The sequence below is a fragment of the Citrobacter sp. 50677481 genome, assembly GCF_001463265.1.
In the GTDB taxonomy this organism is placed as follows: Bacteria; Pseudomonadota; Gammaproteobacteria; order Enterobacterales; family Enterobacteriaceae; genus Citrobacter_A; species Citrobacter_A sedlakii.
Genome location: NZ_LNHZ01000059.1, coordinates 1 through 26,195, shown reverse-complemented (window position 1 = coordinate 26,195; position 26,195 = coordinate 1). Strand labels below are relative to the sequence as shown.

Below are 26,195 nucleotides of genomic sequence, written 5' to 3'. Positions count from 1 at the left end.
CGTACTGTAGGTGCGGGCGTGGTTGCTAAAGTTCTGGGCTAATTATTCATTAATTAGTATTGAACTGAAAAGGGCGCTTCGGCGCCCTTTTTGCTGCCTGCTACGCAGCTGTCACAAATCTTCGCAAATTTGTCTTTCCTTCCGCCGCGTAAGCAGAGTTGTGCTATTGTAATCATAACTATTCTCATTTACACTTTGCGCAGAAATTGAACGGGAGCGATCATGTACGTTTGTTTGTGTAATGGTGTAAGTGATAAGAAAATTCGTCAGGCTGTACGTCAGTTTCATCCTCAATCGTTCCAACAGTTACGTAAGTTTATTCCTGTCGGAAATCAATGCGGTAAATGTATACGAGCGGCACGTGAAGTCATGCAGGACGAATTGACGCAAATGCCAGAGTTTAAAGAAATCGCCTGAGTCACACTCTTTTTTTTGACATCCCTGTAGCCCCATCTACGCTCAAGAGAGTGGAAGCGGAGGGACTATAAAATGAAAGGTGATGTTAAAATCATAAATTATCTCAATAAACTATTGGGAAATGAGCTTGTCGCGATTAACCAGTATTTTCTTCATGCCCGTATGTTCAAAAACTGGGGACTCACTCGCCTTAATGATGTCGAGTACCATGAATCCATAGATGAGATGAAACACGCCGATAAATACATCGAGCGTATTTTGTTTCTCGAAGGGATCCCAAACCTGCAGGATCTTGGCAAGCTGGGTATCGGTGAAGACGTCGAAGAGATGTTACAATCCGATCTTCGGCTCGAGCTTGAAGGGGCAAAAGACCTGCGTGAAGCCATTGCCTATGCCGATACCATTCATGATTACGTCAGCCGGGACATGATGATCGAGATCCTGGCGGATGAAGAAGGGCATATTGACTGGCTGGAAACCGAGCTGGATCTCATTGCTAAGCTGGGTATCCAGAATTACCTGCAATCGCAGATTCAGGTCACAAGCTAATACCCCCAGTCATTAATTGATGACATCCAGTGATGAAACCCGCCGCTGCCAGAAATGGCCCAAAAGGCAGCGGGTTTTTTAACGCTCTCTTTCCGCAAATGAGCGTCTCTGCTGCGACGCACAGGCAGGCAAGCAGCGATGCGCAAAGCACCAACAGCGGTAACGATGACCATCCATGCCACGCGCCCAGCGCGGCAAGAAACTTCACATCACCATAACCCAGCCCCTCTTGTCCGCGAATAAACCGATAAGTCCAGTACAAGCCAGCAAATCCCATATAGCCTGCGACGGCGCCCCATAGCGCATCGGCGAGCCGTGCCGGAAAAAAGCATTGATGAAAAACCAACCCGATCCACAACAGAGGGCAGGTGACGCGGTCTGGCAGCAAACCGGTGCGTAAGTCATAAAGCGCCAGGTACAGGGTCGATGAAATATAGCAAAGCAGAAAGGGCAGGGCGGTTATCATTGGGCAATCTCCCAGCTAAAAAGCGTCACTGTAATGAAGGACTGCCGGAGAACAAGCGGCATTATCAGGATATGCGCGCGGATTTCCGCCGTCACTGTCAGCCGAGTTTGCATTGCAACACAACGCTGAAGGCCGCTCGCATTCAGGGGAAAATGTTTAATATCTACGCGATGCTTGCGTCAGGCTGAGATTTGCGTATAATGCGCGGGCTTGTCTTAATCGACGGCAGGTTCGATTTGAACCTCGGGTAACCGATTTGGTTATCTCACAATGCTCCCAATCGGGGAGCTACGTAAGAACGGTTACACTCTCCCATCAATCGTAATGGGTCTGAGGAGTAATCATTTTCGTTTATAAAATAATTGGAGCTCTGGTCTCATGCAGAACCAAAGAATCCGTATCCGCCTGAAAGCGTTTGATCATCGTCTGATCGATCAATCAACCGCGGAAATCGTCGAGACTGCTAAGCGCACTGGTGCGCAAGTCCGTGGTCCGATCCCGCTGCCGACCCGCAAAGAGCGCTTCACCGTTCTGATCTCCCCGCACGTTAACAAAGACGCGCGTGACCAGTACGAAATCCGCACTCACAAGCGTCTGGTTGACATCGTTGAGCCAACCGAGAAAACCGTTGATGCTCTGATGCGTCTGGATCTGGCTGCCGGTGTAGACGTGCAGATCAGCCTGGGTTAATCAGGTCATCGAGCGATTGAGAGGTTGAAACAATGATTGGTTTAGTCGGTAAAAAAGTGGGCATGACTCGCATCTTCACTGAAGATGGCGTTTCAATCCCAGTAACCGTAATCGAAGTTGAAGCAAACCGTGTTACTCAGGTTAAAGACCTGGCTAACGATGGCTACCGCGCAATCCAGGTTACCACCGGTGCTAAAAAAGCTAACCGTGTAACCAAGCCGGAAGCGGGTCATTTTGCTAAAGCTGGCGTAGAAGCTGGCCGTGGTCTGTGGGAATTCCGTCTGGCTGAAGGCGAAGAGTTCACCGTAGGTCAGAGCATTAGCGTTGAGCTGTTTGCTGAAGTTAAAAAAGTTGACGTAACTGGCACCTCTAAAGGTAAAGGTTTCGCAGGTACCGTTAAGCGCTGGAACTTCCGTACCCAGGACGCGACTCACGGTAACTCCTTGTCTCACCGCGTTCCGGGTTCTATCGGTCAGAACCAGACTCCGGGCAAAGTGTTCAAAGGCAAGAAAATGGCAGGTCAGCTGGGTAACGAACGTGTCACTGTTCAGAGCCTGGACGTAGTACGTGTTGACGCTGAGCGCAACCTGCTGCTGGTTAAAGGTGCGGTCCCGGGTGCAACCGGCTGCGACCTGATCGTTAAACCAGCTGTGAAGGCGTAAGGGGATAGCAATGGAATTAGTATTGAAAGACGCGCAGAGCGCGCTGACTGTTTCCGAAACTACCTTCGGTCGTGATTTCAACGAAGCGCTGGTTCACCAGGTTGTTGTTGCTTATGCAGCTGGTGCTCGTCAGGGTACTCGTGCTCAGAAGAATCGTGCTGAAGTAACTGGTTCCGGTAAAAAACCGTGGCGCCAGAAAGGTACCGGCCGTGCGCGTTCAGGTTCTATCAAGAGCCCGATCTGGCGTTCTGGTGGCGTGACCTTCGCTGCGCGTCCGCAGGACCACAGTCAAAAAGTTAACAAGAAGATGTACCGCGGCGCGCTGAAAAGCATTCTGTCCGAACTGGTACGTCAGGATCGTCTGATCGTTGTCGAGAAGTTCTCTGTTGAAGCGCCTAAAACTAAGCTGCTGGCACAGAAACTGAAAGACATGGCTCTGGAAGATGTGCTGATCATCACCGGTGAGCTGGACGAAAACCTGTTCCTGGCCGCACGTAACCTGCACAAGGTTGACGTACGCGATGCGACGGGTATCGACCCGGTTAGCCTGATCGCCTTCGACAAAGTCGTAATGACTGCTGATGCTGTTAAGCAAGTTGAGGAGATGCTGGCATGATTCGTGAAGAACGTCTGCTGAAGGTGCTGCGCGCACCGCACGTTTCTGAAAAAGCGTCTACTGCGATGGAAAAAACTAACACCATCGTTCTCAAAGTTGCTAAAGACGCGACCAAAGCAGAAATCAAAGCTGCTGTGCAGAAACTGTTTGAAGTCGAAGTCGAAGTCGTTAACACCCTGGTCGTTAAAGGGAAAGTTAAACGTCACGGACAGCGTATCGGTCGTCGTAGCGACTGGAAAAAAGCTTACGTCACCCTGAAAGAAGGCCAGAACCTGGACTTCGTTGGCGGCGCTGAGTAAGTCGGAGGAGTAATACAATGGCAGTTGTTAAATGTAAACCGACATCTCCGGGTCGTCGCCACGTAGTTAAAGTGGTTAACCCTGAGCTGCACAAGGGCAAACCTTTTGCTCCGTTGCTGGAAAAAAACAGCAAATCCGGTGGTCGTAACAACAATGGCCGTATCACCACTCGTCACATCGGTGGTGGCCACAAGCAGGCTTATCGTATTGTTGACTTCAAACGCAACAAAGACGGTATCCCGGCAGTTGTTGAGCGTCTTGAGTACGATCCGAACCGTTCCGCGAACATCGCGCTGGTTCTGTACAAAGATGGCGAACGCCGTTACATCCTGGCCCCTAAAGGCCTGAAAGCTGGCGACCAGATCCAATCTGGCGTTGATGCTGCAATCAAACCAGGCAACACCCTGCCGATGCGCAATATCCCGGTTGGTTCTACCGTTCATAACGTAGAAATGAAACCAGGTAAAGGCGGTCAGCTGGCACGTTCCGCAGGGACTTACGTTCAGATCGTTGCGCGCGATGGTGCTTATGTCACCCTGCGTCTGCGTTCTGGTGAAATGCGTAAAGTCGAAGCAGACTGCCGTGCAACTCTGGGCGAAGTTGGCAATGCTGAGCATATGCTGCGCGTTCTGGGTAAAGCAGGTGCTGCACGTTGGCGTGGTGTTCGTCCGACCGTTCGCGGTACCGCGATGAACCCAGTAGACCACCCACATGGTGGTGGTGAAGGTCGTAACTTTGGTAAGCACCCGGTAACCCCGTGGGGCGTTCAGACCAAAGGTAAGAAGACCCGCAGCAACAAGCGTACTGATAAATTCATCGTACGTCGCCGTAGCAAATAATTTTAGAGGATAAGCCATGCCACGTTCTCTCAAGAAAGGTCCTTTTATTGACCTGCACTTGCTGAAGAAGGTAGAGAAAGCGGTGGAAAGCGGAGACAAGAAGCCCCTGCGCACTTGGTCCCGTCGTTCAACGATCTTTCCTAACATGATCGGTTTGACCATCGCTGTCCATAATGGTCGTCAGCACGTTCCGGTATTTGTAACCGATGAAATGGTCGGTCACAAACTGGGTGAATTCGCACCGACTCGTACTTATCGCGGCCACGCTGCTGATAAAAAAGCGAAGAAGAAATAAGGTAGGAGGAAGAGATGGAAACTATCGCTAAACATCGCCATGCTCGTTCTTCTGCTCAGAAGGTCCGCCTTGTTGCTGACCTGATTCGCGGTAAGAAAGTGTCGCAGGCTCTGGATATTCTGACCTACACCAACAAGAAAGCGGCTGTATTGGTCAAGAAGGTTCTGGAATCTGCCATTGCTAACGCTGAACACAACGATGGCGCTGACATTGACGATCTGAAAGTTACGAAAATTTTCGTAGACGAAGGCCCGAGCATGAAGCGCATTATGCCGCGTGCAAAAGGTCGTGCAGATCGCATCCTGAAGCGCACCAGCCACATCACTGTGGTTGTGTCCGATCGCTGAGACTCTGGAGACTAGCAATGGGTCAGAAAGTACATCCTAATGGTATTCGCCTGGGTATTGTAAAACCATGGAACTCTACCTGGTTTGCGAACACCAAAGAATTCGCTGACAACCTGGACAGCGATTTTAAAGTACGTCAGTACCTGACGAAGGAACTGGCTAAAGCGTCCGTATCTCGTATCGTTATCGAGCGTCCGGCTAAGAGCATCCGTGTGACTATTCACACTGCTCGCCCGGGTATCGTTATCGGTAAGAAAGGCGAAGACGTAGAAAAACTGCGTAAGGTCGTAGCGGATATCGCTGGCGTTCCTGCACAGATCAATATCGCCGAAGTTCGTAAACCTGAACTGGACGCAAAACTGGTTGCTGACAGCATCACTTCTCAGCTGGAACGTCGTGTTATGTTCCGCCGTGCGATGAAGCGTGCTGTACAGAACGCAATGCGTCTGGGCGCTAAAGGTATCAAAGTTGAAGTTAGCGGCCGTCTGGGCGGCGCGGAAATCGCACGTACCGAATGGTACCGTGAAGGTCGCGTACCGCTGCACACTCTGCGTGCTGACATCGACTACAACACCTCTGAAGCGCACACCACTTACGGTGTAATCGGCGTTAAGGTATGGATCTTCAAAGGCGAGATCCTGGGTGGTATGGCTGCTGTTGAACAACCGGAAAAACCGGCTGCGCAACCTAAAAAGCAGCAGCGTAAAGGCCGTAAATAAGGAGCGTCGCTGATGTTACAACCAAAGCGTACAAAATTCCGTAAGATGCACAAAGGCCGTAACCGCGGTCTGGCTGCAGGCGCGGATGTTAGCTTCGGCAGCTTCGGTCTGAAAGCTGTTGGCCGTGGTCGTCTGACTGCCCGTCAGATCGAAGCAGCACGTCGTGCTATGACCCGTGCAGTTAAGCGTCAAGGTAAGATCTGGATCCGTGTATTCCCGGACAAACCGATCACTGAAAAGCCGCTGGCAGTGCGTATGGGTAAAGGTAAAGGTAACGTGGAGTATTGGGTTGCCTTGATTCAGCCGGGTAAAGTCCTGTATGAAATGGACGGCGTACCGGAAGAGCTGGCCCGTGAAGCATTCAAGCTGGCAGCAGCGAAACTGCCGATTAAAACCACCTTTGTAACTAAGACGGTGATGTAATGAAAGCAAAAGAGCTGCGTGAGAAGAGCGTTGAAGAGCTGAACACCGAGCTGCTGAACCTGCTGCGTGAGCAGTTCAACCTGCGTATGCAGGCTGCAAGTGGCCAGCTGCAACAGTCTCACCTGTTGAAGCAAGTGCGTCGCGATGTCGCACGCGTTAAGACTTTACTGACTGAGAAGGCGGGTGCGTAATGACCGATAAAATCCGTACTCTGCAAGGTCGCGTTGTTAGCGACAAAATGGAGAAATCCATTGTTGTTGCTATCGAACGTTTTGTGAAACACCCGATCTACGGTAAATTCATCAAGCGTACGACCAAACTGCACGTACATGACGAGAACAACGAATGCGGTATCGGCGACAAGGTTGAAATCCGTGAATGCCGTCCGCTGTCCAAGACTAAGTCCTGGACGCTGGTTCGCGTTGTAGAGAAAGCGGTTCTGTAATACAGTACGCATTCTCAACGAATAAACGGCTCAGCGATGGGCCGTTTATTTTTTCTACCCATATCGTTTGAGCGGTGTTATAATGCCGCGCCCCCGATATGGGGCTTTTTTAACGACCTGATTTCGGGTCTCAGTAGTAGTTGACATTAGCGGAGCACTAAAATGATCCAAGAACAGACTATGCTGAACGTCGCCGACAACTCCGGTGCACGTCGCGTAATGTGTATCAAGGTTCTGGGTGGCTCGCACCGTCGCTACGCAGGCGTAGGCGACATCATCAAGATCACCATCAAAGAAGCAATTCCGCGTGGTAAGGTCAAAAAAGGTGATGTGCTGAAGGCGGTAGTGGTGCGCACCAAGAAGGGTGTTCGTCGCCCGGACGGTTCTGTCATTCGCTTCGATGGTAATGCATGCGTTATTCTGAACAATAACAGCGAGCAGCCTATCGGTACGCGTATTTTTGGGCCGGTAACTCGTGAGCTTCGTACCGAGAAGTTCATGAAAATTATCTCTCTGGCACCAGAAGTACTCTAAGGAGCGAATCATGGCAGCGAAAATCCGTCGTGATGACGAAGTTATCGTGTTAACCGGTAAAGATAAAGGTAAGCGCGGTAAAGTTAAGAATGTCCTGTCTTCCGGCAAGGTCATTGTTGAAGGTATCAACCTGGTTAAGAAACACCAGAAGCCGGTTCCGGCTCTGAACCAACCAGGCGGCATCGTTGAAAAAGAAGCTGCTATTCAGGTTTCTAACGTTGCAATCTTCAATGCGGCAACCGGCAAGGCTGACCGTGTAGGCTTTAGATTCGAAGACGGTAAAAAAGTCCGTTTCTTCAAGTCTAATAGCGAAACTATCAAGTAATTTGGAGTAGTACGATGGCGAAACTGCATGATTACTACAAAGACGAAGTAGTTAAAAAACTCATGACTGAGTTTAACTACAATTCTGTCATGCAAGTCCCTCGGGTCGAGAAGATCACCCTGAACATGGGTGTTGGTGAAGCGATCGCTGACAAGAAACTGCTGGATAACGCAGCAGCTGACCTGACAGCAATCTCCGGTCAAAAACCGCTGATCACCAAAGCACGCAAATCTGTTGCAGGCTTCAAAATCCGTCAGGGCTATCCGATCGGCTGTAAAGTAACTCTGCGTGGCGAACGCATGTGGGAGTTCTTTGAGCGCCTGATCACTATTGCTGTACCGCGTATCCGTGACTTCCGTGGTTTGTCCGCTAAGTCTTTCGATGGTCGTGGTAACTACAGCATGGGTGTCCGTGAGCAGATCATCTTCCCAGAAATCGACTACGATAAAGTCGACCGCGTTCGTGGTTTGGATATTACCATTACCACTACTGCGAAATCTGACGAAGAAGGCCGTGCTCTGCTGGCTGCCTTTGACTTCCCGTTCCGCAAGTAAGGTAGGGTTACTGAATGGCTAAGCAATCAATGAAAGCACGCGAAGTAAAACGCGTAGCTTTAGCTGATAAATACTTCGCGAAACGCGCTGAACTGAAAGCGATCATCTCTGATGTGAACGCTTCCGACGAAGATCGTTGGAACGCTGTTCTTAAGCTGCAGACTCTGCCGCGTGATTCCAGCCCGTCTCGTCAGCGTAACCGCTGCCGTCAAACAGGTCGTCCACATGGCTATGTGGGCAAGTTCGGGTTGAGCCGTATCAAGCTACGTGAAGCCGCAATGCGCGGTGAAGTACCAGGCTTGAAAAAGGCTAGCTGGTAATTGTCACCAATTGAATCACGGGAGTAAAGACAGATGAGCATGCAAGATCCGATCGCGGATATGCTGACCCGTATCCGTAACGGTCAGGCCGCGAACAAAGCTGCGGTCACCATGCCTTCCTCCAAGCTGAAAGTGGCAATCGCCAACGTGCTGAAGGAAGAAGGTTTTATCGAAGATTTTAAAGTTGAAGGCGACACCAAGCCGGAACTGGAACTGACTCTTAAGTATTTCCAGGGTAAAGCTGTTGTAGAAAGCATTCAGCGTGTCAGCCGCCCAGGTCTGCGCATCTACAAACGTAAAGATGAGCTGCCGAAAGTTATGGCGGGTCTGGGTATCGCGGTTGTTTCTACCTCTAAAGGTGTTATGACTGATCGTGCAGCGCGCCAGGCTGGTCTTGGTGGCGAAATTATCTGCTACGTAGCCTAATCGGAGGAAAAAATGTCTCGTGTTGCTAAAGCACCGGTCGTTGTTCCTGCCGGCGTTGATGTAAAAATCAACGGTCAGGTTATTACGATCAAAGGTAAAAACGGCGAGCTGACTCGTACTCTCAACGATGCTGTTGAAGTTAAACATGCAGATAATGCACTGACCTTCGGTCCGCGTGATGGTTACGTAGACGGTTGGGCTCAGGCTGGTACCGCGCGTGCCCTGCTGAACTCAATGGTTATCGGTGTTACCGAAGGCTTCACTAAGAAGCTGCAGCTGGTTGGTGTAGGTTATCGTGCAGCGGTTAAAGGGAATGTAGTAAACCTGTCCTTAGGTTTCTCTCACCCTGTTGACCATCAGCTGCCGGCTGGGATTACTGCAGAGTGCCCGACTCAAACTGAAATCGTGCTGAAAGGCGCTGATAAGCAGGTGATCGGCCAGGTTGCAGCAGATCTGCGCGCCTACCGTCGTCCTGAGCCTTATAAAGGCAAGGGTGTTCGTTACGCCGACGAAGTCGTGCGTACCAAAGAGGCTAAGAAGAAGTAAGGTAACACTATGGATAAGAAATCTGCTCGTATCCGTCGTGCGACCCGCGCACGCCGCAAGCTCCAGGAGCTGGGCGCAACTCGCCTGGTGGTACATCGTACCCCGCGTCACATTTACGCACAGGTAATTGCACCGAACGGTTCTGAAGTTCTGGTAGCTGCTTCTACTGTAGAAAAAGCTATCGCTGAACAACTGAAGTACACCGGTAACAAAGACGCGGCTGCAGCTGTGGGTAAAGCTGTCGCTGAACGCGCTCTGGAAAAAGGCATCAAAGATGTGTCCTTTGACCGTTCCGGGTTCCAATATCATGGTCGTGTCCAGGCACTGGCAGATGCTGCCCGTGAAGCTGGCCTTCAGTTCTAAGGTAGAGGTGTAAGATGGCTCACATCGAAAAACAAGCTGGCGAACTGCAGGAAAAGCTGATCGCGGTAAACCGCGTATCTAAAACCGTTAAAGGTGGTCGTATTTTCTCCTTCACAGCTCTGACTGTAGTTGGCGATGGTAACGGTCGCGTTGGTTTTGGTTACGGTAAAGCGCGTGAAGTTCCAGCAGCGATCCAGAAAGCGATGGAAAAAGCCCGTCGCAATATGATTAACGTCGCGCTGAACAACGGCACCCTGCAACACCCGGTTAAAGGTGTTCACACGGGTTCTCGTGTATTCATGCAGCCAGCTTCCGAAGGTACCGGTATCATCGCCGGTGGTGCAATGCGCGCCGTTCTGGAAGTTGCTGGGGTTCATAACGTTCTGGCTAAAGCATACGGTTCCACCAACCCGATCAACGTGGTTCGTGCAACTATTGATGGCCTGGAAAATATGAATTCTCCAGAAATGGTCGCTGCCAAGCGTGGTAAATCCGTTGAAGAAATTCTGGGGAAATAAACCATGGCAAAGACTATTAAAATTACTCAAACCCGCAGTGCAATCGGTCGTCTGCCGAAACACAAGGCAACGCTGCTTGGCCTGGGTCTGCGTCGTATTGGTCACACCGTAGAACGTGAGGATACTCCTGCCGTTCGTGGTATGGTCAACGCGGTTTCCTTCATGGTTAAAGTTGAGGAGTAAGAGATGCGTTTAAATACTCTGTCTCCGGCCGAAGGCTCCAAAAAGGCGGGTAAACGCCTGGGTCGTGGTATCGGTTCTGGCCTCGGTAAAACCGGTGGTCGTGGTCACAAAGGTCAGAAGTCTCGTTCTGGCGGTGGCGTACGTCGCGGTTTCGAGGGTGGTCAGATGCCTCTGTACCGTCGTCTGCCGAAATTCGGCTTCACTTCTCGTAAAGCAGCGATTACAGCCGAAGTTCGTCTGTCTGACCTAGCGAAAGTAGAAGGCGGCGTTGTAGACCTGAACACGCTGAAAGCGGCTAACATTATCGGTATCCAGATCGAGTTCGCGAAAGTGATCATGTCTGGTGAAGTCACTACTCCGGTAACTGTTCGTGGCCTGCGTGTTACTAAAGGCGCTCGTGCTGCTATCGAAGCTGCTGGCGGTAAAATCGAGGAATAAGTAGCAGATGGCTAAACAACCGGGATTAGATTTTCAAAGTGCCAAAGGTGGCTTAGGCGAGCTGAAACGCAGACTGCTGTTTGTTATCGGTGCGCTGATTGTGTTCCGTATTGGCTCTTTTATTCCGATCCCTGGTATTGATGCCGCTGTACTTGCCAAACTGCTTGAGCAACAGCGAGGCACCATCATTGAGATGTTCAACATGTTCTCTGGTGGTGCTCTCAGCCGTGCTTCTATCTTTGCCCTGGGTATTATGCCGTACATTTCGGCATCGATTATTATCCAGCTGCTGACGGTGGTTCATCCAACGTTGGCGGAAATTAAGAAAGAAGGGGAGTCTGGTCGTCGTAAGATCAGCCAGTACACCCGTTACGGTACTCTGGTGCTGGCAATATTCCAGTCGATCGGTATTGCTACCGGTCTGCCGAATATGCCTGGTATGCAAGGCCTGGTGATGAACCCGGGCTTTGCATTCTATTTCACCGCTGTTGTAAGTCTGGTCACGGGAACCATGTTCCTGATGTGGTTGGGCGAACAGATTACTGAACGAGGTATCGGTAACGGTATCTCAATCATTATCTTCGCCGGTATTGTCGCGGGTCTCCCGCCAGCCATCGCCCATACTATCGAGCAAGCGCGTCAAGGCGACCTGCACTTCCTCGTGTTGCTGTTGGTTGCAGTATTAGTATTTGCAGTGACGTTCTTTGTTGTATTTGTTGAGCGTGGTCAACGCCGCATTGTGGTAAACTACGCGAAACGTCAGCAAGGTCGTCGTGTCTATGCTGCACAGAGCACACATTTACCGCTGAAAGTGAATATGGCGGGGGTTATCCCGGCTATCTTCGCTTCCAGTATTATTCTGTTCCCGGCAACCATCGCGTCATGGTTCGGGGGCGGTACTGGTTGGAACTGGCTGACAACAATTTCGCTGTATTTGCAGCCTGGGCAACCGCTTTATGTGTTACTCTATGCGTCTGCAATCATCTTCTTCTGTTTCTTCTACACGGCGTTGGTCTTCAACCCGCGTGAAACAGCAGATAACCTGAAGAAGTCCGGTGCATTTGTACCAGGAATTCGTCCGGGAGAGCAAACGGCGAAGTATATCGATAAAGTAATGACCCGCCTGACTCTGGTCGGTGCGCTATACATTACCTTTATCTGCCTGATCCCGGAGTTCATGCGTGATGCAATGAAAGTACCGTTCTACTTCGGTGGGACCTCACTGCTTATCGTTGTTGTCGTGATTATGGACTTTATGGCTCAAGTGCAAACTCTGATGATGTCCAGTCAGTATGAGTCTGCATTGAAGAAGGCGAACCTGAAAGGCTACGGCCGTTAATTGGTCGCCCGAGAAGTTACGGAGAGTAAAAATGAAAGTTCGTGCTTCCGTCAAGAAATTATGCCGTAACTGCAAAATCGTTAAGCGTGATGGTGTCATCCGTGTGATTTGCAGTGCCGAGCCGAAGCATAAACAGCGCCAAGGCTGATTTATTCGCATATTTTTCTTGCAAAGTTGGGTTGAGCTGGCTAGATTAGCCAGCCAATCTTTTGTATGTCTGTACGTTTCCATTTGAGTATCCTGAAAACGGGCTTTTCAGCATGGTGCGTACATATTAAATAGTAGGAGTGCATAGTGGCCCGTATAGCAGGCATTAACATTCCTGATCAGAAACATGCTGTGATCGCATTAACGTCGATCTACGGCATCGGTAAGACCCGTTCTAAAGCCATCCTGGCTGCAGCGGGTATCGCTGAAAATGTTAAGATCAGTGAGCTGTCTGAAGGACAAATCGACACGCTGCGTGACGAAGTTGCCAAATTTGTCGTTGAAGGTGATCTGCGCCGTGAAATCAGCATGAGCATCAAGCGCCTGATGGATCTTGGTTGCTATCGCGGTTTGCGTCATCGTCGTGGTCTCCCGGTTCGCGGTCAGCGTACCAAGACCAACGCACGTACCCGTAAGGGTCCGCGCAAACCGATCAAGAAATAATCGGGGTGATTGAATAATGGCAAAGGCACCAATTCGTGCACGTAAACGTGTAAGAAAACAAGTCTCTGACGGCGTGGCTCATATCCATGCTTCTTTCAACAACACCATCGTGACTATTACCGATCGTCAGGGTAACGCGCTGGGTTGGGCAACAGCCGGTGGTTCCGGTTTCCGTGGTTCTCGCAAATCCACTCCGTTCGCAGCTCAGGTTGCAGCAGAGCGTTGCGCTGACGCCGTTAAAGAATACGGCATCAAGAATCTGGAAGTTATGGTTAAAGGTCCGGGTCCAGGCCGCGAATCTACTATTCGTGCTCTGAACGCCGCTGGTTTCCGCATCACTAATATTACTGATGTGACTCCGATCCCTCATAACGGTTGTCGTCCGCCGAAAAAACGTCGCGTATAACGCTTCGTTTTCCAGGTTTGTTGGAGAAAGAAAATGGCAAGATATTTGGGTCCTAAGCTCAAGCTGAGCCGTCGTGAGGGCACCGACTTATTCCTTAAGTCCGGCGTTCGCGCGATCGATACCAAGTGTAAAATTGAACAAGCTCCTGGCCAGCACGGTGCGCGTAAACCGCGTCTGTCTGACTATGGTGTGCAGTTGCGTGAAAAGCAAAAAGTTCGCCGTATCTACGGTGTGCTGGAGCGTCAGTTCCGTAACTACTACAAAGAAGCAGCACGTCTGAAAGGCAACACCGGTGAAAACCTGTTGGCTCTGCTGGAAGGTCGTCTGGACAACGTTGTATACCGTATGGGCTTCGGCGCCACTCGTGCAGAAGCACGTCAGCTGGTTAGCCATAAAGCTGTTATGGTAAACGGTCGTGTTGTTAACATCGCTTCTTATCAGGTTAGTCCGAATGACGTTGTTAGCATTCGTGAGAAAGCGAAGAAGCAGTCTCGCGTGAAAGCCGCTCTGGAGCTGGCTGAGCAGCGTGAAAAGCCAACCTGGCTGGAAGTTGATGCTGGCAAGATGGAAGGTACGTACAAGCGTAAGCCTGAGCGTTCTGATCTGTCTGCGGACATTAACGAACACCTGATCGTCGAGCTTTACTCCAAGTAAAGCTTAGTACCAAAGAGAGGACACAATGCAGGGTTCTGTGACAGAGTTTCTAAAACCGCGCCTGGTAGATATCGAGCAAGTGAGTTCGACGCACGCCAAGGTGACCCTTGAGCCTTTAGAGCGTGGCTTTGGCCATACTTTAGGTAACGCACTGCGCCGTATTCTGCTCTCATCGATGCCGGGTTGCGCGGTGACCGAGGTTGAGATTGATGGTGTACTACATGAGTACAGCACCAAAGAAGGCGTTCAGGAAGACATCCTGGAAATCCTGCTCAACCTGAAAGGGCTGGCGGTGAGAGTTCAGGGTAAAGATGAAGTTATTCTTACCTTGAATAAATCTGGCATTGGCCCTGTGACTGCAGCCGACATTACCCACGACGGTGATGTCGAAATCGTCAAGCCGCAGCACGTGATCTGCCACCTGACCGATGAGAACGCGTCTATTAGCATGCGTATCAAAGTTCAGCGCGGTCGTGGTTATGTGCCGGCTTCTACCCGAATTCATTCGGAAGAAGATGAGCGCCCAATCGGCCGTCTGCTGGTCGACGCATGCTACAGCCCTGTAGAGCGTATCGCCTATAATGTTGAAGCAGCGCGTGTAGAACAGCGTACCGACCTGGACAAGCTGGTCATCGAAATGGAAACCAACGGCACAATCGATCCTGAAGAGGCGATTCGTCGTGCGGCGACCATTCTGGCTGAACAACTGGAAGCTTTCGTTGACTTACGTGATGTACGTCAGCCGGAAGTGAAAGAAGAGAAACCAGAATTCGATCCGATCCTGCTGCGCCCTGTTGACGATCTGGAATTGACTGTCCGCTCTGCTAACTGCCTCAAAGCAGAAGCTATCCACTATATCGGTGATCTGGTACAGCGTACTGAGGTTGAGCTTCTTAAGACGCCTAACCTTGGTAAAAAATCTCTTACTGAGATTAAAGACGTGCTGGCTTCCCGTGGGCTGTCTCTGGGTATGCGCCTGGAAAACTGGCCACCGGCAAGCATCGCTGACGAGTAACCGGATCGCAGGTTAAGGTTTTACTGAGAAGGATAAGGTCATGCGCCATCGTAAGAGTGGTCGTCAACTGAACCGCAACAGCAGCCATCGCCAGGCTATGTTCCGCAATATGGCAGGTTCACTGGTTCGTCATGAAATCATCAAGACGACCCTGCCTAAAGCGAAAGAGCTGCGCCGCGTAGTTGAGCCGCTGATTACTCTTGCCAAGACTGATAGCGTAGCTAATCGTCGTCTGGCATTCGCCCGCACTCGTGATAACGAGATCGTGGCAAAACTGTTTAACGAGCTGGGCCCGCGTTTCGCGAGCCGCGCCGGTGGTTACACTCGCATTCTGAAGTGTGGCTTCCGTGCAGGCGACAACGCGCCGATGGCTTACATCGAGCTGGTTGATCGCTCTGAGTCGAAAGCAGAAGCTGCTGCAGAGTAATCTGTAGTAACGTAAAAAAACCCGCTCCGGCGGGTTTTTTTATATCCGCAGCATCCCCACTTATCTACAATAATTTGTATTCTTTTTGTTCATCCCCTGGAGCGTTGTATGTGGTTACTGGACCAGTGGGCGGAGCGCCATATCCTTGAAGCGCAGAGTAAAGGCGAATTTGACCATCTGCCCGGACGCGGAGAGCCGCTCATTCTGGATGACGACTCGCATGTTCCTGCTGAACTGCGCGCTGGCTATCGCTTACTGAAAAATGCAGGCTGTCTTCCCCCTGAACTGGAACAGCGTAAAGAAGCGATTGCGCTGCTGGATTTGCTAAACGGGATTCGACAGGATGATCCTCAGTATCAGGAAGTCAGTCGTCGTTTGTCATTACTGGAGCTCAAGCTCAGACAGGCCGGGGTGAGTACGGAATTTCTTCGCGGTGAATATGCCAAAAAGCTGTCGCATAAAATCAGTGAGCGTTAAAGGAGAAGAGATGTATCGTATTGGAGAGTTAGCAAAGCTGGCCGAGGTTACGCCGGACACCATCCGCTATTATGAGAAGCAGCAGATGATGGAGCATGAAGTCCGTACTGAAGGTGGGTTTCGCTTGTATACCGAAAACGATCTTCAACGCCTGAAATTTATCCGCTACGCGCGACAGCTTGGTTTTACACTCGAGTCGATCCGCGAACTGCTGTCGATCCGTATCGATCCCGAGCATCATACCTGCCAGGAATCAAAAGGGATCGTGCAGGAGAGGCTGAAAGAAGTTGAAGCAAGAATAGCGGAACTGCAAACAATGCAGCGTTCCCTGCAACGACTGAATGACGCCTGTTGTGGTACGGCGCACAGTAGCGTTTACTGTTCGATTCTCGAGGCCCTGGAGCAAGGCGCCAGTGGAATAAAGTCAGGCTGTTGATTTAGTCAACCATCAGGATTACACTCGCGCCGTTAAATCCTACAACTGGAGTGATTATGAGCCGTTATCAACATACGAAAGGGCAGATCAAAGACAACGCCATAGAGGCACTACTGCATGACCCACTTTTCAGGCAACGCGTGGAAAAGAACAAGAAAGGGAAAGGCAGTTATTTACGTAAAGGAAAACACGGCAATCGCGGGAACTGGGAGGCCAGTGGCAAGAAAGTGAATCACTTTTTTACCACTGGCCTTCTGCTTTTAGCGAGCAGTTAAGAACGGTTATTTTGTTCTTTGAGCAGGTCACGAATTTCAGTGAGTAGCACTTCTTCTTTTGTCGGAGCGGGTGGCGCCGCCGGCTCTTCTTTTTTCTTACGGTTGAGTTTGTTAATCAACTTGATCGCCATGAAGATAGCAAACGCGACAATCACGAAATCAAAGATGTTCTGAATAAACACACCGTAATGCATCACAACAGCCGGGATGTCGCCCTGCGCCTCACGTAGCGTAAAGGCAAACTGTTTGAAATCGATCCCGCCAATTAATAATCCCAGCGGTGGCATGATGATATCGGCAACCAGTGACGAAACAATCTTACCGAACGCCGCACCAATAATGACACCCACTGCCAAATCGACAACATTCCCGCGCATCGCGAATTCGCGAAACTCTTTAATAATGCTCATTTTTATTCTCCCAAGCAGCTGACGATAATAAGTTTAACAAATGTTAAGGCAATTTCCATTTATGTCATGAGATAAATGTTCGAATTAACCTTGTCAAATCAGTGGATTAAAAAGGGTGCTAATAATGCACCCTTCTCAGTTACAGGAAGAAAGGGCTTGGCTGGAATAAGCGTTCGACGTCGGTAATAAACTTTTTGTCGGTCAAAAACATAATGACATGATCGCCTTGCTCGATGCGCAAATTGTCATTCGCAATCATGACGTCATTGCCACGTACCACGGCGCCAATAATTGTTCCTGGCGGCAGTTTGATTTCATCAATAACCCGGCCCACCACGCGGGAGGTGCTCTCATCCCCGTGCGCCACAGCTTCAATGGCTTCCGCCACGCCACGGCGTAAAGAGGAAACGCCTACAATATCCGCCTTACGGACGTGGCTGAGCAACGCTGATATCGTTGCCTGCTGCGGTGATATGGCGATATCTATGACGCTCCCCTGAACGAGGTCGACATAAGCGCGGCGCTGGATTAGCACCATCACCTTTTTTGCGCCCATCCGTTTAGCCAACATTGCCGACATGATATTCGCTTCATCGTCGTTGGTCACCGCAATAAAGAGATCGACCTGATCAATATGTTCTTCGGTTAACAACTCCTGATCCGACGCATCGCCAAAAAAGACGATCGTATTTTGCAGTTTTTCAGCCAGCTCTGCCGCCCGTTGCTGATCGCGTTCGATCAGCTTCACGCTGTAATCTTTTTCCAGGCGACGCGCCAGGCCTGCGCCGATATTACCGCCGCCAACAAGCATGATGCGTTTGTACGGTTTTTCCAGCCGCTGCAACTCGCTCATTACCGCGCGGATATGCTGAGAAGCCGCAATGAAGAAGACTTCATCCCCGGCTTCGACAATGGTTGATCCCTGTGGGCGGATAGGACGATCGTGACGAAAAATAGCCGCGACTCGCGTATCAATATGCGGCATGTGCTCACGCATGGTTGACAGGGCATTCCCGATCAGCGGACCGCCGTAGTAAGCCTTAACGACAGCCAGGCTGACCTTGCCTTCCGCAAAGTTAACCACCTGCAGTGCGCCGGGATATTCGATCAGCCGGTAAATGCTATCGATAACCAGTTGCTCCGGGGCAATGAGATGATCGATAGGTACGGCCTCAGAATGAAACAGTTTGTCTGCATCGCGAACGTAGTCAGGAGAGCGTATACGCGCGATACGATTCGGTGTGTTGAATAAAGAATAGGCCACCTGGCAGGCGACCATGTTTGTTTCATCGGAACTGGTTACAGCTACCAGCATATCGGCATCGTCAGCCCCGGCCTCACGCAGAACGCGAGGATGTGAACCGTGGCCCTGCACCACGCGCAAATCGAACTTATCCTGTAAGCTTCGCAGACGCTCCCCATTAGTATCGACCACGGTGATATCGTTGTTTTCGCCAACCAGGTTTTCTGCCAGGGTGCCGCCAACCTGCCCTGCGCCCAGAATGATTATTTTCATCAGTCGTGACCCGTTATCTCATCACTTTTTGATTAGCTTAGCGTAAAAGAAGCCATCACCTTCTTCTGCGCCAGGCAGATTTTGCCGGCCAGGTTGTTCAGGCGTACCGGTTTCGCTGAGAATGGCGTCTGCTGTGCGTTGCAGGAAAGCTTTAACCTGCAGACTGTTCTCTTCCGGCAGTACTGAACAGGTTGCGTACACCAGCGTCCCGCCTGATTTCAGATGCGGCCAGATGGCATCCAGTATTTCTGCCTGTAACTTCGCCAGTTCGGCAATGTCCCGATCCCGACGCAGCCATTTTATGTCTGGATGGCGACGGATAACGCCAGTGGCAGAGCAGGGAGCGTCCAGTAAAATACGATCAAACTGCTGCTTGCCGCACCACTGCGCCGGATAACGTCCGTCGCCTTGTTTAACGGTCGCTTTCATCCCGAGACGTTTAAGGTTGTCATAAACGCGAGAGAGCCGCAGTTCATCAACATCCACGGCCAGAACATCGGCTTCGGGGGCCGCTTCGAGGATGTGTGTGGTTTTACCGCCTGGCGCCGCGCATAAATCTAATATATGTTCGCCGTTTTGCGGCGCAAGAAAGGTGACGCAGCCCTGAGCGGAAGCGTCCTGAACGGTGACCCAACCTTCGTCGAAGCCAGGAAGCGCATGCACTGGTGAAGGCGTTTCCAGGCGTACCGCGTCAGGGTATGCCGGGTGGGTGAAGCCTGTCATGCCTGTTTCTTCCAGTCGTGCCAGCCAGGCGTCTCGTGAATGATGCGTGCGGTTTACCCGCAACCACATCGGTGGGCGCTGGTTGTTGGCCTCGACAAGAGCTTCCCATCGTTCCGGCCAGGCTTTTTGCAGGCGTTTAAGCAGCCAGGAAGGATGCAAAAAACGCGCTTCAGTGTTAGAAAACTCCGCCAGCAGCTCATCCTGCTTACGCTGGAACTGACGTAACACGCCGTTGATAAGGCCTTTCAGTTGAGGGCGCTTGATGGCGACTGCGCCCTCGACCGTTTCGGCCAGCGCGGCGTGAGGGGGAATGCGCGTATGCAGCAGTTGGTAGAATCCGACCATAATCAGGTAATGCACGGTACGCTGCTTGCCCGTCATTGGGCGAGACATGAGCTTGCTGATCAGCCACTCCAGTTGTGACAGCGTGCGCAGCACCCCAAAGCACAACTCCTGCAGCAGTGCCTTATCTTTGTCGGAAACCTTTTGTTGCATCGGCGGCAGAACATTGCTCAATGATTGTCCTTGCTCGACGACCTGTTCAATGGCTTGCGCCGCCATACTGCGTAAGTTGAGTTTCTTATTCATAACCGCAAAAATAAAAATGCCCGGCGACACCGGGCGGAGTAAGAAGTGACCGTCAGGCCAGACGGTTGCCAGGAATGAACCATTCCCGACGTGAATTTAAAAGATCCTGCGCGCTCATGGCTTTTTTTCCGGCGGGCTGCAACGAGAGCAAATTTAAAATGCCGTCGCCTGTGGCAACCTGAATGCCGTGTTTTGTCGCGTCCAGAATAGTCCCGGGCTGAGCCTGGGTGGCTGCAGCCACAACGGACGCCTGCCAGACTTTCACAGGCTGACCGTCAATTTCCAGCCAGCTCATCGGCCAGGGGTTGAACGCGCGAATGCAGCGTTCCAGTTGCGCTGCGGAAAGCGACCAGTCAATTCGGGCTTCTTCTTTGCTGAGTTTCTCAGCGTGGGTAACCAGCGCATCATCTTGAGCTTCTGGTTTTGTCCGCCCTTCGGCTAATTGTTTCAGCGTTTCGATCAAACCCTGCGGGCCCAACTCTGCCAGCTTGTCGTACAGCGTACCGCTGGTATCTTCTGCGGTAATCGGACAAGCGAGCTTGTACAGCATATCGCCCGTATCCAGACCAACGTCCATCTGCATAATGGTTACGCCTGTTTCGGCATCGCCAGCCCAAAGCGAACGTTGAATCGGCGCCGCGCCACGCCAGCGTGGGAGCAAGGAACCGTGGACGTTAATGCAACCGAGCCGCGGCATATCCAGCACCGCTTTGGGAAGAATCAGACCATACGCTACGACAACCATAACGTCTGCGTGCAGATCGGCAACCAGGTGCTGGTTTTCCTGCGGGCGTAATGAGGCGGGTTGGAATACGGGAATGCCTTTTTCTTCCGCCAGCACTTTTACCGGGCTGGGCATGAGTTTCTTGCCGCGGCCTGCCGGGCGGTCGGGCTGGGTAAACACGCCGACAACGTTGTGTCCAGAAGACAACAGCGCGTCAAGATGACGCGCTGCAAAGTCAGGTGTACCCGCAAAAATAATACGTAGTGAGTCTGACACGTTGATTCTTGTCCTTAAGCTCGTGCGTTCAGGCGGTCGAGTTTTTCAACTTTCTGACGAATACGTTGCTGCTTCAGCGGCGACAAATAATCGATAAACAGTTTACCGACTAAATGATCCATTTCGTGTTGGATACAAATAGCCAGCAGGCCGTCGGCTTCCAGCTCAAATGGTTTACCCTCGCGATCGAGCGCGCGAATTTTCACTCTTTCCGCACGTGGCACCAAAGCGCGCTGTTCCGGAATCGACAGGCACCCTTCTTCGATACCGGTCTCGCCTTCTTTTTCCAGCAGTTCCGGGTTAATGAGTACCAGGCGCTCGTCGCGGTTTTCAGAGACGTCAATCACGATTATCCGCTGATGAATATCAACCTGCGTCGCTGCCAGGCCAATACCTTCTTCTGCGTACATCGTCTCGAACATATCATCGACGATACGCTGAATGTCTGCATTCACTTCTTCAACCGGTTTTGCGACTTTGCGAAGGCGCTCGTCCGGAATATGTAACACTTGCAAAACTGACATAGTTATCCAGAGTTGTGTTCAGGAGTTGAAAAGATTATTACCTCTATTCTAGACAAATCCCCCTCTGATTGACAGCATCAGTGACCAATCGCAAAGATTGCTGAGACTGCCTGTGGCAGGGGGACAAGGATGAACCGTATAGAGATTTGGCTACGTTTGATGCGGGTGAGTGAATTGTGCGGCGACGAGATGCTGCGCATCGCACACTGGCTTATCGCACTGCCACATATTGATGCCGCGGTGCTTCGCAACGCGGGGTTTTCGCCCTCCTGGATTAAACGCTTTTTCTCGCTTTCGGATGAAGAACGAGAGAAAACGCTGCTTTGGCTTGAGGCGCCTCATCATTATTTATTACTGGCGGATGATGATCATTATCCAACCCAACTTCGTGCTATTGACGATTATCCTGGCGCCCTGTTTGTTTCCGGAAGCCTCGCCTGTCTTCATGACGAACAGCTGGCGGTGGTGGGAAGCCGTACGCCTTCCTGGTACGGAGAACGGTGGGGGCGGATGTTCTGCGAAAAGCTCGCAGGTTGGGGAATTACGATCACCAGCGGACTGGCGCGCGGCATCGATGGAATAGCGCATACTGCGGCAATCCAGGCACAGGGTAAAAGTATCGCTGTGTTGGGCAGCGGTCTCGAGGTTATCTATCCACGTAGCCATGGCTACCTGGCAGAGCGATTGCTCGACGCGGGCGGGGCGCTGGTATCCGAATTTCCGCTGGCAATGCACCCGCTCCCGCGCAATTTTCCCCGACGAAACCGTATCATCAGCAGCCTGAGCAAAGGCGTGCTGGTGGTAGAGGCAGCGCAGCGCAGCGGATCTCTGGTGACTGCACGCTGCGCGATAGAGCAAGGCAGGGAAGTGTTTGCTTTACCGGGGCCAATAGGGAACCCGGGAAGCGAAGGGCCGCATTGGCTCGTGAAGCAGGGCGCCACACTTGTGACTTCGCCAGAGGAAATCGTGGAAAATTTGCAGTATGGCTTACATTGGCTGCCAGATGAGCCTGAAAATTCACTTTATTCACCAGATCGCGAAGCTGCGGCATTGCCATTTCCCGAGCTCCTGGCTAACGTAGGAGATGAGGTAACACCTGTTGACGTCGTCGCTGAACGTGCCGGCCAACCTGTGCCAGCGGTAGTGGCTCAGCTACTCGAACTGGAGTTAGCAGGATGGATCGCAGCTGTACCCGGCGGCTATGTCCGATTGAGGAGGGCATGCCATGTTCGACGTACTAATGTATTTGTTTGAAACGTATATCCACAACGAAGCGGAATTACGTGTGGATCAGGACAAACTTGAACGGGATCTTACCGACGCCGGTTTTGATCGTGAAGACATCTACAATGCACTCCTGTGGCTGGAAAAGCTGGCTGACTATCAGGAAGGGCTTGCTGAGCCAATGCAGCTTGCTTCCGATCCTCTCTCTGTTCGTATTTATACTCCAGAAGAGTGCGATCGTCTGGATGCCAGCTGCCGGGGATTTTTGTTATTCCTCGAGCAGATTCAGGTGCTAAACCTCGAAACGCGAGAAATGGTGATTGAACGCGTACTCGCGCTGGATACCGCAGAATTCGACCTGGAAGATCTGAAATGGGTCATATTAATGGTGCTGTTTAACATTCCAGGATGTGAAAATGCCTACCAGCAAATGGAAGAATTACTCTTTGAAGTGAATGAAGGTATGCTGCATTAATCAATCTTAATCCAGCATGAGTTGTTATGGCTAAATCAGCACTGTTTGCGGTGCGTAAAAATGAGCCCTGCCCACAGTGTGGGGCTGAACTGGTTATTCGCTCCGGGAAACACGGTCCGTTTCTCGGATGCTCTCACTATCCGGAATGCGACTATATTCGTCCGCTGAAATCCACGGCGGACGGACATATTGTCAAAGTTCTGGAGGGGAAATTCTGCCCCGATTGCGGCGCCGAGCTGGTGCTACGACAGGGGCGATTTGGTATGTTTATCGGCTGCAGCAATTATCCGGAATGTGATCATACCGAGATGATTGATAAGCCAGACGAAACCGCAATAACCTGCCCTCAATGCCTGACTGGTCACCTGGTTCAGCGGCGTTCCCGTTATGGCAAAACCTTTCATTCCTGCGATCGCTATCCGGAATGCCAGTTTGTCATTAACGCCAAACCGATAGCTGGAGAGTGCCCTGAGTGTCACTATCCGCTCCTTATCGAAAAGAAAACCGCGCAAGGTGTTAAGCACTTCTGCGCCAGTAAACAATGTGGAAAGCCGGTTTCGGCGGAACAAAAAAGTGAATAATAACCTGCCAACAGACTCTATCGCCGCAGCGGTAGAGGAACTTAATAATAAAAATGTCATCGCCTATCCAACGGAAGCTGTATTTGGTGTCGGGTGCGATCCCGACAGCGAAACGGCTGTAAATCGTCTGCTGGCGCTCAAACAACGCCCGGTAGACAAAGGGCTGATTTTGATCGCCGCAAATTTTGAACAACTCAGACCATATATTGACGACAGTATGCTCACCGAAGCACAGCGTGAAGCTGTATTTGCATGTTGGCCAGGGCCGGTAACCTTTGTTTTCCCTGCGCCTGAGAGCACGCCACGCTGGCTAACAGGTCGCTTCAATTCACTGGCGGTACGTGTGACAGATCATCCGCTGGTGGTCGCCCTGTGTAAGGCGTATGGCAAACCGCTGGTATCAACCAGCGCCAACCTTAGCGGACTGCCGCCGTGTCGCACAACGGAAGATGTGCGGGCGCAATTCGGCGACGACTTCCCGATTGTGGAAGGCGAAACGGGCGGTCGTTTGAATCCTTCTGAAATTCGCGATGCATTAACGGGCGAACTGTTTCGACAGGGGTAAGAGAATGGAAACCTATGCTGTTTTCGGCCATCCGATAGCACACAGTAAGTCACCGTTTATTCATCAGCAATTTGCGCAGCAGTTGCAAATCGATCACCCGTATGGTCGCGTACTGGCGCCCGTGGATGACTTTGTTAACACGTTAAACGCTTTTTTTGCCGGGGGAGGCAAAGGGGCGAACGTCACGGTGCCTTTTAAAGAAGAGGCTTTTGCCCGTGCGGATGAATTGACGGAGCGTGCGGCGCTGGCTGGCGCAGTGAATACGATCAAACGACTTGAGGATGGTCGTCTACTCGGAGATAACACTGACGGTATCGGTTTGTTAAGCGATCTTGAACGTTTATCCTTTATTCAACCGGGGCAGCGAATTTTGCTGATCGGCGCTGGCGGGGCAGCGCGTGGGGTTCTGTTACCGTTACTTTCTCTGGATTGTGGCGTGACCATTGTCAACCGAACGGCATCCCGGGCTCAGGAACTGGCGAAGGTCTTTGCGCATACCGGTAGTGTGCAGGCGCTGGGCATGGATGAACTGGCAGACCATCACTTTGATGTGATCATCAATGCCACATCCAGCGGACTCAATGGTGAGATCCCGGCGATCCCTGCGTCGCTGATTTATCCCTCGGTCTGTTGTTACGACATGCTTTACCAGCAGGGACGGACGCCTTTTCTCTTGTGGTGTGAGCAATATGGCGCGAAACGCGTTGCCGATGGCCTGGGAATGCTGGTGGGGCAGGCTGCTCATGCCTTTTTGCTCTGGCATGGTATTTTACCCGAAATCGAACCGGTGATTGCGCGCCTCAAGCAGGAGTTGTCTGCATGAACCAGGCGATTCTGTTTCCTGACAGAGAGGAATGGCGTATGGATGAATGCGCTGTTTGCTTCCCGGCGCTGGTGAATGGCATGCAGTTAATGTGTGTCATAAAGGGGGAATCGCTGGCGAAACGCTTTGGTGGCGAAACGGCGGAGGAATGGCTGGCTCACTTTTGTGAGCACCGCTGGGATCTGGAAGAAGAGGCTGAAGCCTTGATCCAGTCCCAGCAGGAAGACGATCAGGGATGGATCTGGCTGTCCTGAGTCAGATACTCGTCTTTCCATTTCACGTAGTTGTTGGCGGAATATCGCAACGCCGTTTTCTCATCTTCCGTTAGAGGCCGGATCTGTTTAACCGGGCTTCCCAGATACAGATAGCCGCTTTGCAGACGTTTGTTTTGCGGCACCAGACTACCGGCGCCAATCATCACGTCATCTTCAATGATCGCGCCATCTAACAGAATCGAGCCCATTCCGACCAGGACGCGGTTGCCAATAATGCAGCCGTGGAGCATTACTTTATGTCCAACAGTGACATCTTCGCCCACGATCAGTGGATTACCTTCAGGGTTGGAAGGCGATTTGTGAGTGACGTGTAAGACGCTGCCATCCTGAATATTGGTGCGTGCGCCAATCTCAACGTAATTTACATCGCCACGGATCGCGACAAGCGGCCAGATCCCGACATCGTCTGCCAGACGAACATCGCCAATGATAACGCTGCTGCGATCGAGCATCACGCGTTGTCCGATCTGCGGAAAAAGATCCTTATAAGGGCGTAATACGTCAGACATGTTTACCTCAGATAAAGAGAACAGTAATGATGACTTTGGTTGCATTTCTGGCCTTGTGCAAGTGATTTAGCTATCAAAAAAGCGTCACATTGCGCAGGAATGAAACGAAAGGAGTGAAAAAGCAGCAAATGGAAAAAAAGATCGAAAAAAGGCTTGTGCAAAAAATTGGGATCCCTATAATGCGCCTCCGTTGAGACGACAAAGTGAAACGCTTCACAAGATGGTCGTCACAACGAAGAGAAAAATCCTGAAATTCAGGGTTGACTCTGAAAGAGGAAAGCGTAATATACGCCACCTCGCGACAGAGCGCTGAAGCGCGTCGCAACTG

Annotated in this window: 46 protein-coding genes; 39 read left to right on the top strand and 7 right to left on the bottom strand. The window is 51.3% G+C overall.

Annotated elements, in window-relative coordinates:
- Nucleotides 1–222: 222 nt before the first annotated feature.
- Nucleotides 223–417, top strand: a complete 195-nt coding sequence (bfd, locus tag APU02_RS16490) for a bacterioferritin-associated ferredoxin (protein ID WP_042293128.1) — start codon at nt 223–225, stop codon at nt 415–417.
- A gap of 72 nt (nt 418–489) precedes the next feature.
- A complete protein-coding gene (gene bfr / locus APU02_RS16485) occupies nt 490–966 on the top strand; it encodes a bacterioferritin (RefSeq protein ID WP_042293126.1) in 477 nt (158 codons plus the stop codon).
- On the opposite strand, the gene APU02_RS16480 is transcribed toward bfr, so the two are convergent.
- Nucleotides 956–1,432 carry an A24 family peptidase gene (locus APU02_RS16480; RefSeq protein WP_060570678.1) on the bottom strand — a complete coding sequence of 159 codons (477 nt, stop codon included), beginning with the start codon at nt 1,430–1,432 and terminating at the stop codon, nt 956–958. The two genes, bfr and APU02_RS16480, sit on opposite strands and share 11 nt — an antisense overlap.
- Before the next feature lie 378 nt (nt 1,433–1,810).
- Between APU02_RS16480 and rpsJ the strand changes: the two genes are divergently transcribed.
- The 31 genes from rpsJ to arfA all read left to right on the top strand — a co-directional run bounded on the left by rpsJ (nt 1,811) and on the right by arfA (nt 16,654).
- Complete coding sequence (gene rpsJ / locus APU02_RS16470) at nt 1,811–2,122, top strand: 30S ribosomal protein S10 (protein WP_001181005.1); 312 nt, start codon at nt 1,811–1,813, stop codon at nt 2,120–2,122.
- A gap of 32 nt (nt 2,123–2,154) precedes the next feature.
- On the top strand, nt 2,155–2,784 hold the full coding sequence (gene rplC, locus APU02_RS16465; RefSeq protein ID WP_042293120.1) for a 50S ribosomal protein L3: 630 nt from the start codon (nt 2,155–2,157) through the stop codon (nt 2,782–2,784).
- Between the two features lie 10 nt (nt 2,785–2,794).
- On the top strand, nt 2,795–3,400 hold the full coding sequence (gene rplD / locus APU02_RS16460) for a 50S ribosomal protein L4 (protein ID WP_060570676.1): 606 nt from the start codon (nt 2,795–2,797) through the stop codon (nt 3,398–3,400).
- Entirely contained in the window at nt 3,397–3,699 is a 303-nt protein-coding gene (gene rplW, locus APU02_RS16455) for a 50S ribosomal protein L23 (RefSeq protein ID WP_000617546.1), read from the top strand. The genes rplD and rplW overlap by 4 nt, the downstream gene beginning before the upstream one ends.
- 17 nt (nt 3,700–3,716) lie before the next feature.
- Nucleotides 3,717–4,538: a 50S ribosomal protein L2 gene (gene rplB / locus APU02_RS16450; protein WP_000301864.1), complete on the top strand. Its 822-nt coding sequence runs from the start codon at nt 3,717–3,719 to the stop codon at nt 4,536–4,538.
- A gap of 16 nt (nt 4,539–4,554) precedes the next feature.
- Complete coding sequence (rpsS, locus tag APU02_RS16445) at nt 4,555–4,833, top strand: 30S ribosomal protein S19 (RefSeq protein WP_001138117.1); 279 nt, start codon at nt 4,555–4,557, stop codon at nt 4,831–4,833.
- 14 nt (nt 4,834–4,847) lie between these two features.
- Nucleotides 4,848–5,180, top strand: a complete 333-nt coding sequence (gene rplV / locus APU02_RS16440) for a 50S ribosomal protein L22 (RefSeq protein WP_000447529.1) — start codon at nt 4,848–4,850, stop codon at nt 5,178–5,180.
- 17 nt (nt 5,181–5,197) lie between these two features.
- Nucleotides 5,198–5,899 (top strand): 30S ribosomal protein S3, encoded by a 702-nt coding sequence (gene rpsC / locus APU02_RS16435; protein WP_000529945.1) that lies wholly within the window; start codon nt 5,198–5,200, stop codon nt 5,897–5,899.
- A 12-nt stretch (nt 5,900–5,911) separates the two neighbouring features.
- Nucleotides 5,912–6,322, top strand: a complete 411-nt coding sequence (rplP, locus tag APU02_RS16430; protein WP_000941208.1) for a 50S ribosomal protein L16 — start codon at nt 5,912–5,914, stop codon at nt 6,320–6,322.
- A complete protein-coding gene (rpmC, locus tag APU02_RS16425) occupies nt 6,322–6,513 on the top strand; it encodes a 50S ribosomal protein L29 (protein WP_000644742.1) in 192 nt (63 codons plus the stop codon). Before rplP ends, rpmC begins: the two co-directional genes overlap by 1 nt.
- On the top strand, nt 6,513–6,767 hold the full coding sequence (gene rpsQ, locus APU02_RS16420) for a 30S ribosomal protein S17 (protein WP_002438707.1): 255 nt from the start codon (nt 6,513–6,515) through the stop codon (nt 6,765–6,767). The genes rpmC and rpsQ overlap by 1 nt, the downstream gene beginning before the upstream one ends.
- A 162-nt stretch (nt 6,768–6,929) precedes the next feature.
- Nucleotides 6,930–7,301 carry a 50S ribosomal protein L14 gene (rplN, locus tag APU02_RS16415; protein ID WP_002919748.1) on the top strand — a complete coding sequence of 124 codons (372 nt, stop codon included), beginning with the start codon at nt 6,930–6,932 and terminating at the stop codon, nt 7,299–7,301.
- A gap of 10 nt (nt 7,302–7,311) precedes the next feature.
- Nucleotides 7,312–7,626, top strand: coding sequence for a 50S ribosomal protein L24 (rplX, locus tag APU02_RS16410; protein WP_000729185.1), 315 nt, complete (start codon nt 7,312–7,314; stop codon nt 7,624–7,626).
- 14 nt (nt 7,627–7,640) lie between these two features.
- Entirely contained in the window at nt 7,641–8,180 is a 540-nt protein-coding gene (gene rplE, locus APU02_RS16405) for a 50S ribosomal protein L5 (RefSeq protein WP_001096202.1), read from the top strand.
- 14 nt (nt 8,181–8,194) lie between these two features.
- The gene (gene rpsN / locus APU02_RS16400) at nt 8,195–8,500 is read left to right on the top strand and encodes a 30S ribosomal protein S14 (RefSeq protein ID WP_012135425.1); all 306 of its coding nucleotides are present in this window, start codon (nt 8,195–8,197) and stop codon (nt 8,498–8,500) included.
- Between the two features lie 33 nt (nt 8,501–8,533).
- Complete coding sequence (gene rpsH, locus APU02_RS16395; RefSeq protein ID WP_000062611.1) at nt 8,534–8,926, top strand: 30S ribosomal protein S8; 393 nt, start codon at nt 8,534–8,536, stop codon at nt 8,924–8,926.
- 12 nt (nt 8,927–8,938) lie between these two features.
- Nucleotides 8,939–9,472 carry a 50S ribosomal protein L6 gene (rplF, locus tag APU02_RS16390; protein ID WP_012135817.1) on the top strand — a complete coding sequence of 178 codons (534 nt, stop codon included), beginning with the start codon at nt 8,939–8,941 and terminating at the stop codon, nt 9,470–9,472.
- 9 nt (nt 9,473–9,481) lie between these two features.
- Complete coding sequence (rplR, locus tag APU02_RS16385) at nt 9,482–9,835, top strand: 50S ribosomal protein L18 (RefSeq protein ID WP_000358960.1); 354 nt, start codon at nt 9,482–9,484, stop codon at nt 9,833–9,835.
- 14 nt (nt 9,836–9,849) lie between these two features.
- A complete protein-coding gene (rpsE, locus tag APU02_RS16380) occupies nt 9,850–10,353 on the top strand; it encodes a 30S ribosomal protein S5 (protein WP_000940121.1) in 504 nt (167 codons plus the stop codon).
- A 3-nt stretch (nt 10,354–10,356) separates the two neighbouring features.
- Nucleotides 10,357–10,536 (top strand): 50S ribosomal protein L30, encoded by a 180-nt coding sequence (gene rpmD / locus APU02_RS16375; RefSeq protein WP_001140434.1) that lies wholly within the window; start codon nt 10,357–10,359, stop codon nt 10,534–10,536.
- A 3-nt stretch (nt 10,537–10,539) separates the two neighbouring features.
- Nucleotides 10,540–10,974: a 50S ribosomal protein L15 gene (gene rplO / locus APU02_RS16370; RefSeq protein WP_012908430.1), complete on the top strand. Its 435-nt coding sequence runs from the start codon at nt 10,540–10,542 to the stop codon at nt 10,972–10,974.
- 7 nt (nt 10,975–10,981) lie between these two features.
- On the top strand, nt 10,982–12,313 hold the full coding sequence (gene secY / locus APU02_RS16365) for a preprotein translocase subunit SecY (protein WP_001118864.1): 1,332 nt from the start codon (nt 10,982–10,984) through the stop codon (nt 12,311–12,313).
- Nucleotides 12,314–12,344: 31 nt separating this feature from the next.
- Nucleotides 12,345–12,461, top strand: a complete 117-nt coding sequence (gene rpmJ / locus APU02_RS16360; RefSeq protein ID WP_000868187.1) for a 50S ribosomal protein L36 — start codon at nt 12,345–12,347, stop codon at nt 12,459–12,461.
- Between the two features lie 146 nt (nt 12,462–12,607).
- Entirely contained in the window at nt 12,608–12,964 is a 357-nt protein-coding gene (gene rpsM, locus APU02_RS16355; protein WP_012908431.1) for a 30S ribosomal protein S13, read from the top strand.
- Between the two features lie 16 nt (nt 12,965–12,980).
- Nucleotides 12,981–13,370, top strand: coding sequence for a 30S ribosomal protein S11 (gene rpsK / locus APU02_RS16350; protein ID WP_001029684.1), 390 nt, complete (start codon nt 12,981–12,983; stop codon nt 13,368–13,370).
- A gap of 33 nt (nt 13,371–13,403) precedes the next feature.
- On the top strand, nt 13,404–14,024 hold the full coding sequence (gene rpsD / locus APU02_RS16345) for a 30S ribosomal protein S4 (RefSeq protein WP_012908432.1): 621 nt from the start codon (nt 13,404–13,406) through the stop codon (nt 14,022–14,024).
- Nucleotides 14,025–14,049: 25 nt separating this feature from the next.
- Entirely contained in the window at nt 14,050–15,039 is a 990-nt protein-coding gene (rpoA, locus tag APU02_RS16340) for a DNA-directed RNA polymerase subunit alpha (protein WP_001162094.1), read from the top strand.
- 40 nt (nt 15,040–15,079) lie between these two features.
- Nucleotides 15,080–15,466, top strand: a complete 387-nt coding sequence (gene rplQ, locus APU02_RS16335; protein WP_001216372.1) for a 50S ribosomal protein L17 — start codon at nt 15,080–15,082, stop codon at nt 15,464–15,466.
- Between the two features lie 108 nt (nt 15,467–15,574).
- A complete protein-coding gene (locus APU02_RS16330; protein ID WP_042293094.1) occupies nt 15,575–15,943 on the top strand; it encodes a DUF1992 domain-containing protein in 369 nt (122 codons plus the stop codon).
- Nucleotides 15,944–15,953: 10 nt separating this feature from the next.
- Nucleotides 15,954–16,379, top strand: a complete 426-nt coding sequence (gene zntR / locus APU02_RS16325; RefSeq protein WP_042293092.1) for a Zn(2+)-responsive transcriptional regulator — start codon at nt 15,954–15,956, stop codon at nt 16,377–16,379.
- A 56-nt stretch (nt 16,380–16,435) separates the two neighbouring features.
- The gene (gene arfA, locus APU02_RS16320) at nt 16,436–16,654 is read left to right on the top strand and encodes an alternative ribosome-rescue factor ArfA (RefSeq protein WP_042293091.1); all 219 of its coding nucleotides are present in this window, start codon (nt 16,436–16,438) and stop codon (nt 16,652–16,654) included.
- On the opposite strand, the gene mscL is transcribed toward arfA, so the two are convergent.
- From mscL to def, 5 genes are all read right to left on the bottom strand, one after another.
- Complete coding sequence (gene mscL / locus APU02_RS16315) at nt 16,651–17,064, bottom strand: large-conductance mechanosensitive channel protein MscL (RefSeq protein ID WP_042293089.1); 414 nt, start codon at nt 17,062–17,064, stop codon at nt 16,651–16,653. The genes arfA and mscL overlap by 4 nt on opposite strands.
- A gap of 139 nt (nt 17,065–17,203) precedes the next feature.
- On the bottom strand, nt 17,204–18,580 hold the full coding sequence (gene trkA / locus APU02_RS16310; protein ID WP_042293086.1) for a Trk system potassium transporter TrkA: 1,377 nt from the start codon (nt 18,578–18,580) through the stop codon (nt 17,204–17,206).
- Between the two features lie 21 nt (nt 18,581–18,601).
- Entirely contained in the window at nt 18,602–19,891 is a 1,290-nt protein-coding gene (rsmB, locus tag APU02_RS16305; RefSeq protein WP_060570679.1) for a 16S rRNA (cytosine(967)-C(5))-methyltransferase RsmB, read from the bottom strand.
- Between the two features lie 52 nt (nt 19,892–19,943).
- Nucleotides 19,944–20,891, bottom strand: a complete 948-nt coding sequence (gene fmt / locus APU02_RS16300) for a methionyl-tRNA formyltransferase (protein ID WP_060570675.1) — start codon at nt 20,889–20,891, stop codon at nt 19,944–19,946.
- 14 nt (nt 20,892–20,905) lie between these two features.
- Nucleotides 20,906–21,415 (bottom strand): peptide deformylase, encoded by a 510-nt coding sequence (gene def / locus APU02_RS16295; RefSeq protein ID WP_060570674.1) that lies wholly within the window; start codon nt 21,413–21,415, stop codon nt 20,906–20,908.
- A gap of 129 nt (nt 21,416–21,544) precedes the next feature.
- Here def and dprA point away from each other — a divergent pair, with 129 nt between their 5' ends.
- The 6 genes from dprA to APU02_RS16265 are packed head-to-tail and all read left to right on the top strand — an operon-like array spanning nt 21,545 to nt 25,337.
- Nucleotides 21,545–22,669, top strand: a complete 1,125-nt coding sequence (gene dprA, locus APU02_RS16290) for a DNA-protecting protein DprA (RefSeq protein ID WP_060570673.1) — start codon at nt 21,545–21,547, stop codon at nt 22,667–22,669.
- A complete protein-coding gene (smg, locus tag APU02_RS16285) occupies nt 22,641–23,114 on the top strand; it encodes a DUF494 family protein Smg (RefSeq protein WP_012908442.1) in 474 nt (157 codons plus the stop codon). The genes dprA and smg overlap by 29 nt, the downstream gene beginning before the upstream one ends.
- 26 nt (nt 23,115–23,140) lie before the next feature.
- Nucleotides 23,141–23,695: a type I DNA topoisomerase gene (locus APU02_RS16280; protein ID WP_060570672.1), complete on the top strand. Its 555-nt coding sequence runs from the start codon at nt 23,141–23,143 to the stop codon at nt 23,693–23,695.
- A complete protein-coding gene (gene tsaC, locus APU02_RS16275) occupies nt 23,688–24,260 on the top strand; it encodes an L-threonylcarbamoyladenylate synthase type 1 TsaC (RefSeq protein ID WP_042293071.1) in 573 nt (190 codons plus the stop codon). The genes APU02_RS16280 and tsaC overlap by 8 nt, the downstream gene beginning before the upstream one ends.
- Nucleotides 24,261–24,264: 4 nt before the next feature.
- Complete coding sequence (gene aroE / locus APU02_RS16270) at nt 24,265–25,083, top strand: shikimate dehydrogenase (protein WP_060570671.1); 819 nt, start codon at nt 24,265–24,267, stop codon at nt 25,081–25,083.
- Entirely contained in the window at nt 25,080–25,337 is a 258-nt protein-coding gene (locus APU02_RS16265) for a DUF1488 domain-containing protein (protein ID WP_060570670.1), read from the top strand. Before aroE ends, APU02_RS16265 begins: the two co-directional genes overlap by 4 nt.
- On the opposite strand, the gene APU02_RS16260 is transcribed toward APU02_RS16265, so the two are convergent.
- Nucleotides 25,313–25,867, bottom strand: a complete 555-nt coding sequence (locus APU02_RS16260) for a gamma carbonic anhydrase family protein (protein ID WP_060570669.1) — start codon at nt 25,865–25,867, stop codon at nt 25,313–25,315. The two genes, APU02_RS16265 and APU02_RS16260, sit on opposite strands and share 25 nt — an antisense overlap.
- Nucleotides 25,868–26,195 lie beyond the last annotated feature (328 nt).